Raw genomic sequence first — 18,314 nt, 5'->3', positions numbered from 1 at the left:
TTTGATACAATTGCTGCTGATTTTGCTCCTGCTCGGTAATATCATGGTTTAGACCAATGGTGGCCACAATATTGTCTTGCTGATCATACAGAGGTACTACCACCGTTTCACACACCCCACACCTGCCATCTTTGCCAATAAAGTCAATCTTCCCAGACCAACGTCGGGACCTGGTCATCTCCTGGATAATCTGCTCGGTGAGAACCTCCGCGTCTTCCGGTCGGTGCAAAATCCCTACAGTTTTACCCAAGACCTCAGCTTTGGTGTAGCCGAATATTCGCGCTGAAGCGGGATTCCAATCAATTATCTTACCGGTTAAGTCCGTGATTATGATCCCATCGAAGATACTCTCAACAATCAGAGCCTGTCTACGCAGAGCCTCTTCCGCCTGTTTGCGCTCAGTGATATCGATGCAAGAACCAATGTAACCGGCAAAGTCCCCATTGGGGGTAAATCGGGGAGTGCCTATATCTAATATCCAACGATACTGCCCATCCCGACGTCGCAAGCGGTACTCCATGCGAAAATTTTCTCTGGCATCGAAGGCGGATATATAGGTATTGAAGCTGCGCTCTAGGTCATCAGGATGCACTCCTTCAGCCCAGCCCTTGCCCAATTCAAGTTCGAGGGTATTACCGGTGAAGTTCAACCAAAGCTGATTGAAAAAGTTATAAAGTTTATCAGTGCCTGACATCCAGATCATCACTGGAGCATGATCAGCCATCATCCGGAAGCGAGCTTCACTTTCTTCGAGGGTGGCTTGCTTGTGTTTGGCCTCGGTAATGTCCCGTGCGATCGCATAAATTAAACCATCCTTAACTACGGGATAAGAAGCCCAAGCTAGCCATTTATACGACCCATCTTGACAGCGATAGCGATTCTCGAAATAGACAGTAGGGATGCCACTCCTCAATTTTTCCATTTCCGTCCTAGTTGGTTCTTGGTCATCGGGATGGACAAAATTGAAGAACGTGGTGTTGGTTAGTTCCCCTTCGGTGTAACCCAAGCTGCTAGTAAAGGACGGACTCAAGCGCTTAAAGTAGCCATCGAAACCCGCTATACAAAGTAAATCCAGGGAGAGGTCAAAGAAGCGATCGCGTTCTTCTTGGATCCGTTTCCATTCAGTTATGTCACGAGTAAAACATCGGGTATGGACGAATTTGCCATTTTTCCAGAGGACATTAGAGTTAATTAGCACATGGCGAATCGAGCCATCTTTGCACAAAAGGCTGGCTTCGTAGTTTTTTAAGGTTTCTTTTGCAGTTAGTCTGGCCAGGATATCGTCAATCACCTCTTGCTCTGAGTAAAATTCTGCAATGTGGTGACCGATATACTCCTGGGTGTTGTAACCCAGCAGGTCTAACTCTGCTTGATTAGCCCACAGGATGATGCCATTGCTATCCACGCAATGGAGACCAACGCAGCCATTTTCTAAAAAATCCAGGAGTTCTTGGTCAACCTGGGGTAATTCATTTTCAAGACCTTGATTTTCTGGCTGAGGCTGCTGTAAATCCGCTAACTGTTGTTTTAGCTCCAGTTGGCTTATCAGTTGACGACTTAAGGCTTGTAATCCCGCTAACTGTTGAGGCTGAAGTTGCTTTGGAACTTGATCCATTACGGCAAGTGTTCCGAGAGGGTATCCGTCAGAGGTAATTAGGGGAACTCCAGCATAAAACCGAATATGAGGCTCAGCAGTAACTAAGGGATTAGTGGCAAACCGTTGATCAGCTAGGGTATCCTGAACTACCAATACCTCAGCTGACTCTATCCGATGGCTAGATAAAAAGGTATTTTGACTTATTGACGTTTCATAATCGCCCAGAGTAGACTTACACCATTGACAGTTACTGTCAATCAGGGTAGTCAGAGCCATGGGCGTTTCGCAAATTTGTGCTGCTAATGCTGTGACATCATTAAACGCCTGTTGGAGCTCAGCATCAATAATTCTTTTATAATAGTTTTGGGCTGCTGGCTTTGCTGGTTCATCAGCCCCGATTGCTGCTGCCATCAAATAATCTCCAAACGGGTTATAATCAGCCCTAGTTATGATCAGCCCTAGGTTAGCTGTTGCTCAAGACGACAAGACTGATCACTGATCAGCGTATACGAGCTTGACTTGAATTAGCTTGACGTTAAAGATAGGTAGGAGCAATTGATTGACAGCATAGGTTTGTGGGCTACTGATAAATAGCCCTGCACAACGCCATCATTGCCCTTGTCAGGAAAAAAACTTTTGATTTAATAATATTTGAATAGTATTTAGGTATATTATCTGAAATTAGAGTAACTGCTCATAATTTTTAAAGTATTTTAAACAAATCGCAACATAGCGCTAGGGTTGCCTATTGAGGGAATCCAACCAGTAAAGATAAATAAACTATATAAATAAACTATGGCTTAGCCTGTTACATATCTTAACACTTTTTGGAATTGTCAGCCCATGACTCCCCTGCTCAACATCACTGAAAAGCAAACGGTAGATAGTTTTTCGATCACCATCGCTCCGTTATCCCTATCAGAAATCTACACCCTTGCTGATGATCCCTCTAATGGAGCTGTGGTGGTGATGAGTGGCACAGTCCGTAATCAGACTGATGGGAAACCAGTGGTAGCATTAGAGTATCAGGCTTATGAACCCATGGCATTAAAGGTATTTTCCTCAATTGCTGCCCAGATTCGTGCCTCATGGTCTGATGTCACTCGGGTGGTTATCCATCATCGCATCGGTCGCTTAACTATTGGAGAAGTTAGCGTGTTAGTCGCTATTGGCTGTCCTCATCGTTCAGAAGCCTTTGCAGCTTGTCAGTATGCTATTGACACCTTGAAGCATAATGCTCCGATTTGGAAAAAAGAGCATTGGGATGATGGTTCCAGCACTTGGGTCAGTATTGGAGCCTGTGAGCAATCAGAATGAAGAATTAAGAATGCGCGAATTTATAATCCGCGAATTAAGCCTTAAATCGTAGGGTGGGCATTGCTCTCGGAATATCATGATTAAACAGCTATCAATGACATGGGCAATGCCCACCAATAACAACCGGTGGCCAAAGACTGATTGATGTGAATTCCGGAATGTTTGGGAGTTGGAAACAGGCCTAATATATCCTGGTTGGTGGGCATTGCTCAGATGAATTCTGCCTGGGTTGGGGGTTGATTTCAAGCAATGCCCACCCTACAACTAGAATTAAGAATGCGCGAATTAAGAATGCGCGAATGAAGAATTAAGAATGCGCGAATTAAGCCTTAAATCGTAGGGTGGGCATTGCTCTCGGAATATCATGATTGAACAGCTATCAATGATATGGGCAATGCCCACCAATACCCTGATGTGAATTCCAGAATGTTTCGGAGTTGGAAACAGGCCTAATATATCCTGGTTGGTGGGCATTGCTCAGATGAATTCTGCCTGGGTTGGGGGTTGATTTTAAGCAATGCCCACCCTACAACTAGAATTAAGAATTTATAATGAAGAATGAAGAATTAAGAATGCGCGCATTAAACCTTAAATCGTAGGGTGGGCATTGCTATCGGAATATCATGATTGAAAAGCTATCAATGACATAGGCAATGCCCACCAATAACAACGGGTGGGCAAATACTAATGTGAATTGCGGAATGTTTGGGAGTTGGAAACAGGCCTAATATATCCTGGTTGGTGGGCATTGCTCAGATGAATTCTGCCAGGGTTGTGGGTTGATTTTAAGCAATGCCCACCCTACAACTAGAATTAAGAATTTATAATGAAGAATGAAGAATTAAGAATGCGCGCATTAAACCTTAAATCGTAGGGTGGGCATTGCTATCGGAATATCATGATTGAACAGCTATCAATGATATGGGCAATGGCCACCAATACCCTGATGTGAATTCCGGAATGTTTCGGAGTTGGAAACAGGCCTAATATATCCTGGTTGGTGGGCATTGCTCAGATGAATTCTGCCTGGGTTGGGGGTTGAATTCAACCAATGCCCACCCTAGAACTAGAATGAAGAATTTAGAATGTAGAATTAAGAATTAAGAATGCGCGCATTAAACCTTAAATCGTAGGGTGGGCATTGCTCTCGCAATATCATCATTGAACAGCTATCAATTATATGGGCAATGGCCACCAATACCCTGATGTGAATTCCGGAATGTTTCGGAGTTGGAAACAGGCCTAATATATCCTGGTTGGTGGGCATTGCTCAGATGAATTCTGCCAGGGTTGGGGGTTGATTTCAACCAATGCCCACCCTACAACTAGAATGAAGAATTTAGAATGTAGAATGAAGAATTTAGGATGCGCGCATTAAACCTTAAATCGTAGGGTGGGCATTGCTCTCGCAATATCATCATTGAACAGCTATCAATGACATGGGCAATGCCCACCAATACCAACGGGTGGGCAAATACTAATGTGAATTCCGGAATGTTTCGGAGTTGGAAACAGGCCTAGGGTATCCTGGTTGGTGGGCATTGCTCAGATGAATTCTGCCAGGGTTGGGGGTTGATTTTAAGCAATGCCCACCCTACAACATGCTTTATCTTATCGTTTTAATCGTTTTAGTGATTGAGCGATCGCTTTTTCTAGTTCCACCTTACTCAAGTGGGTGAGGATGAACACCTCTTGAAAGCTTTTACCAGACCTAGCAATCACCTTGAATCCCCCACGAATTGGCACTGATACTTTTAACTGTAATTTAGGACAGTGACTTCTTGCCCGCCCAAGCACAGCAGGGGTAATGGTTTGAATACCTGGGTAATCTGTGAGTCGTTGGAGAACTGGAATGAGACCCTGAATGTGGGTAGAGTGATTCCAAACCAGTCTGCCGTCTTTGGGTTGGCTCATAATACTATGTAGCCTCCAAGGGAGCCATGGTTAAGCCAGCACGAGAAAGCTGTTGGTGGTAAAGTTCCGCTTGTTCCTGGGGACCGACCCAAACAATGGCTTGACCTTCGTTGTGAACCTGATGAGTTAGTTCCCAGGCGTGATCATTTGTCATCCCGGGGATATACTTGACCAGACAGTCGTGAACATGCTGAAACGTGTTAAAATCATCGTCTAACACAATTACCTTATAGTTGGGATAAGGCTTTCGGGTAACTTGACCAGAGCGTTCAGGAGCTTTGACTGGTGCAGCAAATGTAGCTTTATAAGCTGCTGATCTTACCATAGTCGCACATAGGTTACCAGAATAATTTACAAAAAATTAAGTTTAAACTCAAACCATTCCTTCCAGTTTACAAAAATTGAAACGCCCTGCATAGTGACGGTGAGAAACAAGGAAAATCAAGAATTGGACTAAGCCTTTAATCCCTAAGGGTTTCAACGGCCTTGGCTATGGGCAATTTTTTCTTTGCCTGTAAAGGAGAATTTGCCATAATGAAGCGAACTCAGGCTGCTGTTTGTGTAAGGGGGAAGTTGCTGAGGGGCTGTGTGCAATGGTTTGCCGACCCACCTAATTAACCCGCTCCCCATACATCAATGACAGGGGTTTCCACTTCAGACTTACCAAAGAAATTATTCAATGAATGCTTTACCTCTAACTCGCCCTTCCAAAAAAGATCAGATTTTGGCTGTCGATGATTCCCCTGACAACTTGTTTCTACTGCAGACGCTTTTAGAAGAAGAGGGGTACGAGATTACTTTGGCAGAAAATGGTCGGGTTGCCCTAGAGAAAATAGAGATATCTCCGCCGGAATTGGTGCTATTGGATGTAATGATGCCAGAAATGGATGGCTTTGAAGTGACCAAGCGCATCCGCTCCAATCCCAAGTTACCGTTTATACCAATTTTGTTGATCACCGCTTATGATCATCCGAGTGTGGTCCAAGGACTGGATCTGGGGGCGGATGATTTTATTCGTAAACCAGTAGAAGTGGATGAATTGCTGGCCAGAGTGCGATCGCTTTTGCGCCTCAAACATAGTGTGGATGAACGGGACGAAATTGCTCGTCAACGAGAAGATTTTGTCTCTAGGCTTACCCATGACTTGCGCACCCCCTTAGTAGCAGCAGATCGCATCCTAAACCTGATGCAGCAGGGGGCTTTGGGAGAAATTCCTCCTCCAGTCCTGGAAGCCATAGTCACCATGACTCGCAGTAACCACAATTTGCTGACTATGGTGAATACGTTACTAGAAGTCTATCGCTATGAAGCCGGTCGAAAGTATTTGTCTTTCTCTGCCATCCCTGTACAACAGGTTATTGAGGAAGTCATCCAAGAACTGTCTGCCCTCGCTCGTGATAAAAAACTGTCTTTGGACTATCAGACCGCGAAGCAGGTTAACTCGATAGTGATGAGCGATCGCTTAGAATTGCACCGACTGTTCACCAATTTGCTGGGAAATGCCATTAAATTCACTGACAAGGGTTCTGTGACCGTTCGTCTGAGGAATAGTTCCAAGACTAGTGAAGGGAATCAGTCGTGGGTGGTGATTGAGGTGGAAGATACTGGTTTTGGTATATCCCCAGAAGACCAAAAACAGTTGTTTGAACGGTTTCGCCAGGGTAGCCACAAACGCTCAGGTAGTGGTTTAGGACTATATCTTTCCAAACGAATTGTGGAAGCTCATCAAGGAACAATCAACGTTAAGTCTGAGTTGGGTAAGGGGACTTTGTTTACTGTCAAATTGCCCAATCATGTTGACGGTTAACTAGACTGGCCAGAAGTCTAGCTTTTATCGCAGATATGAGGTACAATATACTTTGACACTGATTCCCTGAAAACCTTATTTAGTATTGCCTTTTGCCTTTTGCCTTTTGCCTTAAAGGGATAAGCAATGTCGCTCATGAGTATGAAAAATGCTATATATTATAATTTTGAGCTATTTTTGAGGAAAGTCGGCACTGATCAGGCAAAAGGTTTATGTCTAACCAGATGGGATTGAGCGATCGCTATTTTGAATTAATCGATGACATTGTCAAAACTACCCTGAAGGGGAAGATCCGTTCTAAATCCCAGGTCTATCAGATTTTGGTCAAGGGGGTGACGGTTGGCACTGGGGAAATTTTTGAACGTTGCCTTGATCAGCGCTTCGATATGACTCAGGCAGAAGTAGACAATCCTAAAAGTGAGTTGAAGCAAGCGAAAGCAATTCGGAAACTCAGGGCGCTTAATACGATTCGTGGTGAATGGGAACAGTGGCAGGAAGAAAACCGAGTTTCTGAAACTATCACTAGCGCTATTCAATTCATTACTACTGCTGAACCGGCTGAGCGCTTTACGGCTTTATTGCGAGTGATTGACCCCAATCAACAACCACCCCTGACGTTACAACAACTGGCGAGCCTGGCTAAACCCCTAAAGCAACAGGCACAACAAGCTTCTGAATCTGATACTGCTACAGACCTTGGACAACTGGCCGCTGGGATTACGGCAGGTTTGGCATCTTGGCAACGCTTGGAAGATTATCTGGTCAGTTGGATTTATGACCAAAGTCGAGGCTCACTGGGATTTGAGGGTACTCCCGAACAGCGTGGCCCTTGGGGGCTGTGGGCGAAAAAGGTTGATAGCCCGTTACCCCAGTCTTTATTTGAAACGCTAGCGCTAAATCAATCCTTCCATGAATGGGCAGATACTCAACCGAGTTTGGAACTAGAGGCTTGGGTGGAATTGGCTGTGATTCTCCAGTGCTTGCAGCGAGGACTGGTGAATTGGTTCGATAAAATGGTATATGACTCCAAGATGGGAGCAAAGTTATCGATTTCTACCTTTATCATATTTGCTGTCATTTGGTCTAGGTTAGCTAATGTTTTGAACCAGACAGCAATTAGTAGCTACGGAAATGCGATCGCAAATGGCTGTTTTCAGGTTTGTCTGCAAATTCTGCGCACCTTTGCCCAACGGGACTACTTCCCTCTCTACGGTGGTGTGTTTGCTAACTTTAGCGGCAACTATCTCCAAGATGCCCTGAATTACCTAGATGAACCCCTGCGGCAAGTAGACCGAACTGAGGAGAAAGCCAGGATTCTAACCTTGTTGGGTTATTCCCTTTGGTCCCAAGGAGCCTATGACCAAGCCAATAGCTTCCATCAGGAAGCCTTAGAGATTGCCCGTGAGGCTGGGGATAAACTCTGTGAAATTGCTAATTTCAATCACCTCAGTCGGATTTGTGTGGAGGAAGAGAATTATGCTGATGCCATTAACTATAGTCAACGAGCATTAATACTCGCTCGTCAAGCTGGAGACCGGTTAGGGGAAGCTAATGCTTTAGTGAATTTCGGCTACAGTGAAGTGTTTCAAGCTCAGGATAGCCAACAAGCAGAACTAGAAGTGTATGAGAGTGCAATTAACTATCTAGAACAAGGTCGATTATTGTTAGAACGATTGGGGGATTCTCCAGCAGGGAGTTATGGAGTTGGGCAAAGTAAAGCTTTGTGTTTCAGTAGTTTGGGAATTGCCCATGTGGTGGTTGAGCAGTATCAAAAAGCGATCGCATTTTTAGAACAAGGCTGGCAAGCCGCCCAATTTTCTGGGGATTTGTACTTACAAGGGGTGAATTTGGCCTACTTAGCCCAAGCTTGCTACAGCCAGCAAGATTGGCAGAAAGTGATTTACACCGCTAGTTTAGGAGCCTATCTATTAGAGCAAATTGGGTCTGAAGATTGGCGCAAACCAGCTGGGTTGTTAAGTATTTTGCAAGGACAAATGGGGCAAGATGGTTTCCAAACCCTTTTGGCACAGCAACGGTCAAAAATTATTCCTGTCATTGGGGTAGATGGCTATGACTATATTCCGGAATTGCTAGCAAAATATTTGGATTCAATATAAGTAGGTGCAAAAAATTAATGTCACATCATGAAACCCACCCTAACTAAGATCCTTCCTAGGTTTGGGAAACAGACAACCCTAGCTTTGACAGCCCTAGCCTTAACTGCTGGCATCGTCTCTAATGTCCAGGCTCAGTCATTGCCCTTTGTTGATAATACCAATAGCAGTAAACGATTCTTTCAGGAAGGAAGAGAGCGGTTTGACACAGAACTTAAAAATCTGGTCAACAACAACCTTTCCTCCGCAGATACTATCCTTGAAATTAGTGATGAAGTTATCAATAGAGAAGACATCTTGGAACTAGAAAATCCTGAACAATTGCCCGATGATGGTAATAGCGTGAAATAATATAGGTAAGCAATCAGCAATCAGCAATCAGCAATCAGCAATCAGCAATCAGCAATCAGCTATTACCTGACAGCTGTTCGCGTAGCGTGGCCAAAGGCCTTCGGCTGACGGCTGAATGCTTACGTAACTTTTTTTCTAATTCTTTACGTTTCATGGAATGGAAATGGAAATTTTATCCTCGATTGCTTCTTTGGGTAATCCTCGACGACTATCAGCTAAACGATCTTGAAAAATCAGTTGAATTGCATTTTTCAAGCTTTCTTTAGCTTGTTCAACCGTTTATCCTTGACCATTCGCACCAGGAACTTCAGGACAAATCGCCCAATATCCCCCTTCTTTTGCTGCCTCAATGATGGCGGTAAACTCTGCATTCATAAAAATCTCCTTAGAGGTTTTATAGCCATTATATTTACCATAAGCTACAAAGGGATCCCCCTAAATCCCCCTTAATAAGGGGGACTTTGAGTGCGATAGAACTATTTGATTGTTTATTGGCTATATCGATAGCAATTCGTTAAATTTTCATAGAGTGATAAAACAGAGGTAGCTTCAGAGATGAACCTTGCTGAACTTCTGACCAATCCCAACGTCATTCAAAGACTACTCCAGTTACTACTAGGACTACTTATCTGTATTCTCGGACTTTTGAACAATCGCTTTGAGCAGCCAAAAACTCTCTTGCGCAAAATTATAATAATTGCTGTATGCGTAATAGTTTATGTATTCTTAGCTCATCAAGCAGAAAATTTAGTTTCTCAAAAATTAGCAGAACAGGATACCGAGTGGATCCAAGAAGTCTACTGGATTTTAGGTATTGGTTACCTATTCGCCTTACCTACAATTGGGTATTTGCTGACAACTAGGCCAGGAAAGCAAACTCAAATCTCTAGACAGATTCCAAAGGCAAAGTTACAGCGATGGCGCAGGGATTTGCTGGGAGCAATGGCAGCTGAAGTTAACATGCGCCTTGATGACTCCCTGCACAATGACCACTTGATTCAGTTGGTAATGGCAGACAAAACAGAGCAAGTGGGTCGTCCAGAAAAAATTACTGTTAATCCTAGCAATTCTCCTCCATGGTGGAAACAGTTGCTCAAGTTTCGTCGAGTAACTACAGACTCTGAACCAGGTCAAAAGGTTATTAAGGTATTTAACCAAGAGGATATTGCCGGGAAACTGTTGATTCTCGGTGCCCCCGGTTCTGGAAAAACCACCATGCTGTTGGATTTGGCCAAGGATTTAATTACACGTGCCCAGCAGCAGGAAAACCAACCAATTCCAATTATAGTTGAACTTTCGGATTGGAAAGATAACAAGCAGCCCATTGCTGAATGGTTAGCGGCTAATTTAAAGTTTCGTTATAATCTCCGCAAAGAGATTACTGAAGAGTGGATTAAAACCGGTCAGTTGTTACCTCTTCTAGATGGTTTGGATGAATTGGGCTTAGAGCGGCAGAGGTTATGTGTTCAGCAATTAAATCAGTTTCTCAAAGACGTTCCTCAAATTGTGGTCTGCTGTCGTGAAGAAGAATACAAAGCTGGTGAGCAAATTCTGGAGATGCGGGGAGCAGTCTGTCTGCAACCTTTGAGCGATCAGCAGATTGAAAATTATTTAAAGCGGTTAAACTGTCGCGACCTCTGGCCAGGAATTCAGCAAGATTCAGAGGGATTGCTAGCGTTAGCCAGAATGCCATTGCTATTACATTTAATTCCCGTTGCTTATCCCGATGGGTTGAAGCGAGTAGAGAGAGAGCTTAAGGATCCTAAGGCAAAGGAAGACTATCAGAACCAATGCCGTCAAAGGTTATTTCAGGATTACATTGACCGTAAACTAAAGGAATCCCATAACCGTCGAGGTTATTCAGAAGAGGAAACAAAGCGCTGGTTAGGCTGGCTTGCTAAAGGATTGAAGGAGGGACAACAAACGGATTTTTGGATTGAAAACATGCAGCCGGATATGTTGAATAAATCCCGAAAAAAGGGTTTGTATCAGCTGAGTGTTGGGCTGATTTATGGGCTGATTTTTTCACTGATTTTTGAGCTGAGTATTGGGCTATTTTATGGTATTATTTATGGGCGTTTTTTTAATAAAATAGATCTTTCGAAAACTATTACACTTTCATGGAAAGACAGAAAAAAAATAATTGAAGAGCTGATTTATGGGCTGATTTATGGGTTGAGTGTTGGGCTGATCTATGGGCTGAATGTTGGGCTGAGTGTTGGGCTGATTAGAGGACTGATTATAGGGCTGCTTTATGGGCTGATTAGAGGGCTGAGTGGAGAAGAAGTAAAAACCAGAAATAAACCCAATCAGGTGATTAAAGAATCCGCTAAAAATACCGTTATCCTTAGTTTAATTAGTTTCCCTGGAACTTTCTTGTTGTTTGTATTACCTGATCTAGTATTAGGAGAGAATGTTAAACTACTCACCATGTTAATTCGTGCTTCTGGCATGGCAATGTTAATTGGCTTTTCATATGCTGGCAGACCTGTCATTCAGCACTTCGTCCTCCGCCTCATTCTCTGGCGCAGTGGTTCAATCCCCTGGGATTACGCCCATTTCCTGAGCTATGCCACAGAACGCCGCTTGATCAAACGAGTGGGTGGACGCTATCGATTCATCCACGATTTGCTGCGGGAGCACTTTGCGACAACCTAGAGTATAGAATTCCCCAAGGGCTACGCTACGCGATCGCATTCCCCCCACTTACTACACTTGGCCCACTGCACTGTTTTATCAAACTGCCTAGACTATTTGATTGTTTATTGGCTCTATCTACGCCAATTCGTTAAAATCTCAGAGAGTGATAAAACAGCGATCGCTTCACAGATGAATCTTGCCCAACTTCTAAGCAATCCCAACGTCCTTAAACTACTACTATGGGTATTACTAGGATTACTTACGCCTGTTCTTGGACTTTTGCCCAATGCCTTTGACCAGCAAAACACTCGCCTTCGTAGAATAATAGTCTTTGCTGTATCGGCAGGGTGTGCAGTCTTAGCTGCTGTAGGAGGACATTTAGTTTCTCAAAAATCAGCACAACAGGATACGGAGTGGTTCCAACAAGTCTACTGGATTTTAGGTATTGGTTACGTCTTCGCCTTACCTACAATTGTGTATTTACTCAAAACTAAACCAGGAAACCAAACTCAAATCCCTAAAAAAATTCCACAGGAAAAGTTACAGCGATGGCGCAGGGATTTGCTGGGAGCAATGGCAGCTGAGGTTAACATCCGCCTCGATGACTCCCTGCACAATGACCACTTGATTCAATTAGTAATGGCAGACAAGAGAGAGCAAGTGGGTCGTCCAGAAAAAATTACTGTGAATCCTAGCAAATTTCCTCCATGGTGGAAACAGTTGCTCAAGTTTCGTCGAGTAACTACAGACTCTGAACCAGGTCAAAAGCTGATTGAGGTATTTAACCAAGAGGATATTGCTGGGAAACTGTTGATTCTTGGTGCCCCCGGTTCCGGAAAAACCACCATGCTGTTGGATTTGGCCAAGGATCTAATTACAGGTGCTCAGCAGCAGCCAAACCAACCAATTCCAATTATAGCTGAACTTTCTGATTGGAAAGATAATAAGCAGCCGATTGATCAATGGTTAGCGGCTAATTTAAAGTTTCGTTATAATCTCCCCGAAGCCATTACTCAGGAGTGGATTACCACCGGTCAGTTGTTACCTCTTCTCGATGGTTTGGATGAATTGGGCTTAGAGCGGCAGAAGTTATGTGTTCAGCAATTAAATCAGTTTCTCAAAGATGTTCCTCACGTTGTAGTCTGCTGTCGTGAAGAAGAATACAAAGCCGGTGAGCAAATTCTAGAGATGCGGGGAGCAGTCTGTCTGCAACCTTTGAGCGATCAGCAGATAGAAAATTATTTAAAGCGCTTAAACTGTCGCCACCTCTGGCCAGGAATTCAGCAAGATTCAGATGGGTTGCTAGCGTTAGCCAGAATGCCCTTACTATTACATTTGATTCCCCTGGCTTATCCCGATGGGTTGAAGCGATTAAAGAGAGAGTTTAAGGATCCTAAAGCAAAGGAAAATTATCGGAACCAATGCCGTCAAAGGTTATTTGAGGATTACATTGACCGTAAACTAAAGGAAAACCATGATTGTCGAGGTTATTCAGAAGAGAAGACCAAGCGCTGGCTAGGCTGGCTTGCTAAACGATTGAAGGAGCGACAACAAACGGAGTTTTTGATTGAAAAAATGCAGCCGGATTTGTTTAAAAATAATAGAGAAAAGTGGTTGTATCAGCTAATTTATGGGCTGAGTTTTGGGCTGATTGTTGGGCTGATTGGAGGGCTGATTGGAGGGCTGATTGTTGGGCTGATTGGAGAGCTGATTTATGGGCGGATTGCAGGGCTGATTGGAGGGCTGATTGGAGGGCTAATTGTTGGGCTGGTTTTTGATAATAATATAGAGCTTTCTGAAACTATTATAGTTTCATGGCAAAATTCATGGCAAAAAAGAAAAAAAATAATTGAAAAGCTGATTGAAGGGCTGATTTATGGGCTGACTGGAGGGCTGATTGGAGGGCTGATTGGAGGGCTGATTGAAGGGCTGATTGAAGGGCTGATTGAAGGGCTGATTCTTGGGCTGATTGCAGGGCTGATTCTTGGGCTGATTGGAGGGCTGATTCTTGGGCTGATTGCAGGGCTGATTGAAGGGCTGATTGAAGGGCTGATTGGAGAAGAACTAAAAACCAGAAATAAACCCAATCAGGGGATTAAAGAATCCGCTAAAAATACTGTTATTATTAGTTTAATTATTTTTGCTGGAACTTTCTTATTGTTTGTATTACTTAGTCTAGTTTGGGTACAGAATGTTGAACCACTCGAAGCGTTAACTTTTCCTTTTGAGATGGCAATGTTATGTGGCTTTGTTGGCTTTGTACTTGCTGGCAGACCTGTCATTCAGCACTTCCTCCTCCGCCTCATTCTCTGGGGCAGTGGTTCAATCCCTTGGGATTACGCCGATTTCCTGAGCTATGCCACAGAACGCCGCCTAATCAAGCGAGTGGGTGGACGCTATCGATTCATCCACGATTTGCTGCGGGAGCACTTTGCCACCACCTAGAGTGGGAAGTGTGGGAGGATAAGCTGGTCTTCATTTAAATTTGATGGTTCTGACAGCTGGGGAGCTGGGGAGCTGGGGAGAAGGTTTGACGGTTTTTTTATAACTCAATAATACCCAATTTAAATGCGTGGAACTGGCATCTTGCCAGTTTCATGCTTATTTTCGAGCGGGCAGGATGCTGGCATCTTGGTAGAACTGGCATCTTGCTAGAACTGGCATCTTGGTAGAACTGGCATCTTGCCAGTTTCCTCCTTATTTTCGAGCGGGCAGGATGCCCACTCTACTTTTATTCATTCGTTAATTGAGCAACGCCTATTTTAGAGCGGGCATCCTGCCCACTCTACTCCTATTCATTCCTTAACTACCTATTCTTGTTGATCCATTGGCAGGAATGTCTAGGACGACCATTCCCCGGTAGAATCCGGTAGATACTAGCAAAAGCTGTAAGTGTATCCATCTTTTCGATGAACTGCCGATAGGTCTTGAGGCTTGCAACTCTTGTAACCCTTGATCCCTAACGGGGTAAATCCAAAGCTTCCTTTACTTCTAGGAGTTACTTTGCCTATCCCTAACTTCTGATGTTTGGCTATATCTCCAGTAGTCCAGCCTTTGATCGGTCTTAATGGATTGTGTCTAATGGGATAGCCGTACTTGTTAAGCGCTGCTTTTTGCCTACCTCCTTGACCCTTACAAGTAACTAGCAGTGGCTGATTTGTCCTTAACTGCAAAGCTTCAATATCTCCGACACAAGCGGCATCAATCCAATGCTCCTTAGGAAATCCCAGCTTAGTCCGGTTGTATTTAGTTTGCGCACCCGTCCCAGTGACTACAGGCTTGATTTTTTGGAGTACTTTGACTAATTTGTTGCGAGTCGTATTTACTGCTGCTGCATCTTTTAATGGCTGTTTGGCCTTAGATTTTATCTTTTGAAGTAAACTCGGTTTCTTTTTTAGAAATTCCTCTATGGGCTTATTCCCTTTTCGTTGATTACATTTTTCACAAGCTAGACAAAGGTTGCTAACTCGATTACTCCCACCAAATGACTTTGGTGAAATATGCTCTATCTGTAAGGGGACATTTTGCTGGCCACAGTAAGTGCATTCCCTTCCCCATTTCTCTAGCAAGTACTCTCTAACCTCATATCCAGCTAGTTCACCTTGCTGATACTCAACATCATTGATTTCAGGGTTCTGCATTTTTTGGGTGTCAAACTTAACTTTTTCGACCCAAATTTCATTGACCGGGCAAAACTTTATTAATCGTTTTACCCAGGTCCCAATAGTCAAAATCCTGTGATCTAAGCTAGGAGTAAGCCAGCCAGGTGGACGTCTACGGTTAAGGAATCTGGGTTTTCTGTAGCGGGTGTTGCGATTACGCCTTCCGCGTCTTACAGCTTTTCTAGACTCTAGTTTTTTCTTGATTAATCCTCCTCTGTGCTCTAATTCCATTCCCCAGAGGATCTGATTGTTTTGGACTAAAGCGAATCCAGTTACCTTACTACCAGGGTCAATCTTAATTTGACACGGTGAGATGGTTGGATTATTGATTGCAGTTTTTAAAATAATGGTAAAAGGGTACATTCTAAAAACAGCCGCCTTGCCTTTATCTAATAATCGGCGAGCTTTCTTTGGGGATATCGGGTTTAGTGGTTGCTTGTTTGTGTCTATTACAAATACATAATTTTGCATCGTTAAATGCCTCAAAATCGGTGATGTGTTCCTCGATAATGTTGTAATGACTTGTTGAGCTAACTACACGTTTGCCTTCGTCTTAATAGCTAGCGATAGAGCCGGGAGCTGGAGGTCACCCCCGGGTATCATGATCAAAACAACGTAGGAAGTAAATCCTCAATCTGCATCCTAGTTGGCAATTCCAGAAATTACCGGGAATTACCAAGGCTTAGACTAGGAGACTAATATCCAAAAAAATTAGGAACTTAGCATCAGGGATGAGCCGTTTAAGAGGCTGCACATACCTCTTGGCATCACAAAGGTTGTCGAACCGAGCGAAAACCACTGGTGCCATGGGTGGCAATAGCCTAACCATTACCCATGGGTATAGGCGTCTATGGGACATAATAAATCTATCTCTTGTAAAGGGAAACCAGAGCCAGCCTTGGCCTGAGGAATATCCGTAGGCTGGCTCTTGCCGTTGATTTTAACGGGAACAATTTTATTGTAGCACAAAAAATATTATATTATAGCATATTTTGAAAAGTTTTGTAAAAAATTTTTGAGGGAATCGGGAGTCGGGAGTCGGGAGTCGGGAATCGGGAATCGGGAATCGGGAATCGGGAGTCGTCAGAACAGGAGAGAATTCCACGCAAAATTCCCCCTTAAAAAAGGAGGAAATTCAACGCAAAAGTCCCCCTTACTAAGGGGGATTTAGGGGGATCCGAATCAGGAACTAACGTTATAATCCTGTTTGGATCAATTTCTCTGCCTTCGATAGCAGAAGTTTCCGACAACTAGGGCAAAATCTAGTCTACGGCTTGGTAAGCATTCAGCTGTCAGTGGTCAACTGTGGCACAGGCTTCTAGCCTGTGACCTAAGCCATAAGCTAATAGCTGATAGCTGATAGCTGATAGCTGATAGCTTACCACTCAGCTATCAGACTTAGTAATTGCCATCCCATCATGGGGATTAAATAAATGAATCTTCTCTGGGTCTATAGACAGCCAAATTTCGTCACCTATTCTGACAATTTTATCTGGTGGCACTCTGACCTGAAGAGGGCTAGAGTCTTCAGGGATACTCACAGATAGATAAGTCTCGTTACCTAAGGCTTCCACTAGATCAACGGTAACCACCAAATTTTTGGGAGCAGGAGCACTGATACTCATATGTTCCGGACGAACTCCTAAAGTTAAGGATTGGCCATCATACTGGTGCAGTATGGGTTCCCAAACTTCTGGAAGGGTCAGGCGGAACTGAGAATTACAGACTACCCGAGGGGCTTTCACCTCAACCGGGATAAAATTCATCGGTGGTGAACCAATGAATTCCGCCACAAACCGGTTAGCGGGTTGATTATATATTTCGAGAGGGGCAGCAATCTGTTGGATGCGACCGTCTTTCATCACGGCGATCCGATCCCCCATAGTCATGGCTTCCGTTTGGTCGTGGGTAACGTAGATCGTAGTTGTACCCAACTGCCGCTGTAGTTTCACAATTTGGCTGCGAGTCTCTGCCCGGAGTTTAGCATCCAAATTAGACAGGGGTTCATCCATTAAAAACACCTGGGGATTACGGGAAATTGCCCGTCCCAGAGCAATCCGTTGTTTTTGTCCCCCAGACAGCTGCTTTGGCAATCGATTCAGCAAGTGTTCTACTTGTAACAACTTAGCTACTTTGCGAACCTGCTGATCAATCTTTTTCTCTCGTTCGGACAGGTATCGCAGTTCCCGAGGAAGCGATCGCGTCATTGTGGTTAACACATTTTCCAGATTCGAGCGAACTTCCCCATTCAACATACCTGTCGCCACAAGCCCTTGCCTGACTTGTGGTGGCAGATTCTTTCCCCAATGCACACTATTAGAGTTACCATTAGAGTCTTCTGCCATGTTGAATTGCCCATAGCCAGTTCGTCTGAGTCCAAAGGCAATGTTTTCATACACACTCAGATGGGGATAAAGGGCATAATTTTGAAACACCATAGCGATGTCTCGTTCTTTGGGTGGTAAATCATTAACTTGTCTGTTCCCCACCCAGATTTTGCCCGCTGTCAACTCCTCTAGTCCAGCAATGATCCGCAATAGAGTACTTTTGCCACAGCCTGAAGGACCAACCAGCACCATAAACTCGCCATCGTTGACTTCCAGATTTATGCGCCGCAAGATATTAAGGGTTTTAGTTGTCTGTCCAGACTTTTCTCCTTCAAGGCTTGGTGACTCTTCTTTATTTGTCACCTTAGGTTCCGTTGTTACTGGTGCAACAACAGTATCCCCTTTGCGGGCGGGAACACTTTTATAAACGTTTTCCAGAATAACCTGTGCCACGTTGGTCAATATCCAATTACGCTTAATTTTTTCTTTACTGTGATCGTTTCCAACTCTGATGCCGTAATTTTTCCATACTTAGGGTTACCACACCTAACGTTACCAGAAACAATCCGATAATTTCCTGTAACA

General features: G+C 43.9%; 13 protein-coding genes and 3 pseudogenes. 6 read left to right on the top strand and 10 right to left on the bottom strand.

Annotation, left to right across the window (positions count from 1 at the left end):
- On the bottom strand, nt 1-2,008 hold a 2,008-nt coding region (locus tag F6K52_RS15875; RefSeq protein WP_293079212.1), incomplete at its 3' end, for a PAS domain S-box protein.
- 432 nt (nt 2,009-2,440) lie between these two features.
- Between F6K52_RS15875 and F6K52_RS15870 the strand changes: the two genes are divergently transcribed.
- Nucleotides 2,441-2,914, top strand: a complete 474-nt coding sequence (locus F6K52_RS15870) for a molybdenum cofactor biosynthesis protein MoaE (RefSeq protein ID WP_293079209.1) — start codon at nt 2,441-2,443, stop codon at nt 2,912-2,914.
- A 1,611-nt stretch (nt 2,915-4,525) separates the two neighbouring features.
- Here the strand turns inward: F6K52_RS15870 and F6K52_RS15865 are convergent.
- On the bottom strand, nt 4,526-4,828 hold the full coding sequence (locus F6K52_RS15865; protein ID WP_293079207.1) for a DUF2103 domain-containing protein: 303 nt from the start codon (nt 4,826-4,828) through the stop codon (nt 4,526-4,528).
- Between the two features lie 4 nt (nt 4,829-4,832).
- Entirely contained in the window at nt 4,833-5,153 is a 321-nt protein-coding gene (clpS, locus tag F6K52_RS15860) for an ATP-dependent Clp protease adapter ClpS (RefSeq protein WP_075901189.1), read from the bottom strand.
- Nucleotides 5,154-5,507: 354 nt separating this feature from the next.
- Here clpS and F6K52_RS15855 point away from each other — a divergent pair, with 354 nt between their 5' ends.
- The 3 genes from F6K52_RS15855 to F6K52_RS15845 all read left to right on the top strand — a co-directional run bounded on the left by F6K52_RS15855 (nt 5,508) and on the right by F6K52_RS15845 (nt 9,100).
- Nucleotides 5,508-6,635 (top strand): hybrid sensor histidine kinase/response regulator, encoded by a 1,128-nt coding sequence (locus F6K52_RS15855; RefSeq protein WP_293079205.1) that lies wholly within the window; start codon nt 5,508-5,510, stop codon nt 6,633-6,635.
- Nucleotides 6,636-6,847: 212 nt separating this feature from the next.
- Complete coding sequence (locus F6K52_RS15850) at nt 6,848-8,752, top strand: tetratricopeptide repeat protein (protein WP_293079203.1); 1,905 nt, start codon at nt 6,848-6,850, stop codon at nt 8,750-8,752.
- 27 nt (nt 8,753-8,779) lie between these two features.
- Entirely contained in the window at nt 8,780-9,100 is a 321-nt protein-coding gene (locus tag F6K52_RS15845) for a hypothetical protein (protein ID WP_293079201.1), read from the top strand.
- Nucleotides 9,101-9,379: 279 nt separating this feature from the next.
- Here the strand turns inward: F6K52_RS15845 and F6K52_RS15840 are convergent, their stop codons facing one another.
- On the bottom strand, nt 9,380-9,475 hold the full coding sequence (locus tag F6K52_RS15840) for a type II toxin-antitoxin system HicB family antitoxin (RefSeq protein WP_293079199.1): 96 nt from the start codon (nt 9,473-9,475) through the stop codon (nt 9,380-9,382).
- A gap of 180 nt (nt 9,476-9,655) precedes the next feature.
- Between F6K52_RS15840 and F6K52_RS15835 the strand changes: the two genes are divergently transcribed.
- Together F6K52_RS15835 and F6K52_RS37020 are read left to right on the top strand one after the other, a co-directional pair.
- Entirely contained in the window at nt 9,656-11,758 is a 2,103-nt protein-coding gene (locus tag F6K52_RS15835) for an NACHT domain-containing protein (RefSeq protein WP_293079197.1), read from the top strand.
- Nucleotides 11,759-11,929: 171 nt separating this feature from the next.
- Nucleotides 11,930-12,979, top strand: a pseudogene (locus tag F6K52_RS37020) (NACHT domain-containing protein); the annotation flags it as partial.
- Between the two features lie 384 nt (nt 12,980-13,363).
- Here F6K52_RS37020 and F6K52_RS37015 read toward each other — a convergent pair.
- From F6K52_RS37015 to F6K52_RS15810, 6 genes and pseudogenes are all read right to left on the bottom strand, one after another.
- Nucleotides 13,364-13,465, bottom strand: a pseudogene (locus F6K52_RS37015) (hypothetical protein); the annotation flags it as partial.
- A gap of 99 nt (nt 13,466-13,564) precedes the next feature.
- A pseudogene (locus F6K52_RS37010) lies at nt 13,565-13,744 on the bottom strand (PT domain-containing protein); the annotation flags it as partial.
- 872 nt (nt 13,745-14,616) lie between these two features.
- The gene (iscB, locus tag F6K52_RS15825; protein WP_293079193.1) at nt 14,617-15,873 is read right to left on the bottom strand and encodes an RNA-guided endonuclease IscB; all 1,257 of its coding nucleotides are present in this window, start codon (nt 15,871-15,873) and stop codon (nt 14,617-14,619) included.
- A gap of 211 nt (nt 15,874-16,084) precedes the next feature.
- On the bottom strand, nt 16,085-16,261 hold the full coding sequence (locus F6K52_RS15820; RefSeq protein ID WP_293079191.1) for a hypothetical protein: 177 nt from the start codon (nt 16,259-16,261) through the stop codon (nt 16,085-16,087).
- Between the two features lie 121 nt (nt 16,262-16,382).
- Complete coding sequence (locus F6K52_RS15815; protein ID WP_293079189.1) at nt 16,383-16,511, bottom strand: hypothetical protein; 129 nt, start codon at nt 16,509-16,511, stop codon at nt 16,383-16,385.
- 276 nt (nt 16,512-16,787) lie between these two features.
- Nucleotides 16,788-18,023, bottom strand: coding sequence for an ABC transporter ATP-binding protein (locus tag F6K52_RS15810; RefSeq protein WP_364417961.1), 1,236 nt, complete (start codon nt 18,021-18,023; stop codon nt 16,788-16,790).
- Nucleotides 18,024-18,314: the final 291 nt, after the last annotated feature.

It is taken from the genome of Moorena sp. SIO3H5, assembly GCF_010692395.1.
In the GTDB taxonomy this organism is placed as follows: Bacteria; Cyanobacteriota; Cyanobacteriia; order Cyanobacteriales; family Coleofasciculaceae; genus Moorena.
Note: the sequence above shows the minus strand (reverse complement) of the source record. Positions and strands in the feature narration are given on the sequence as shown.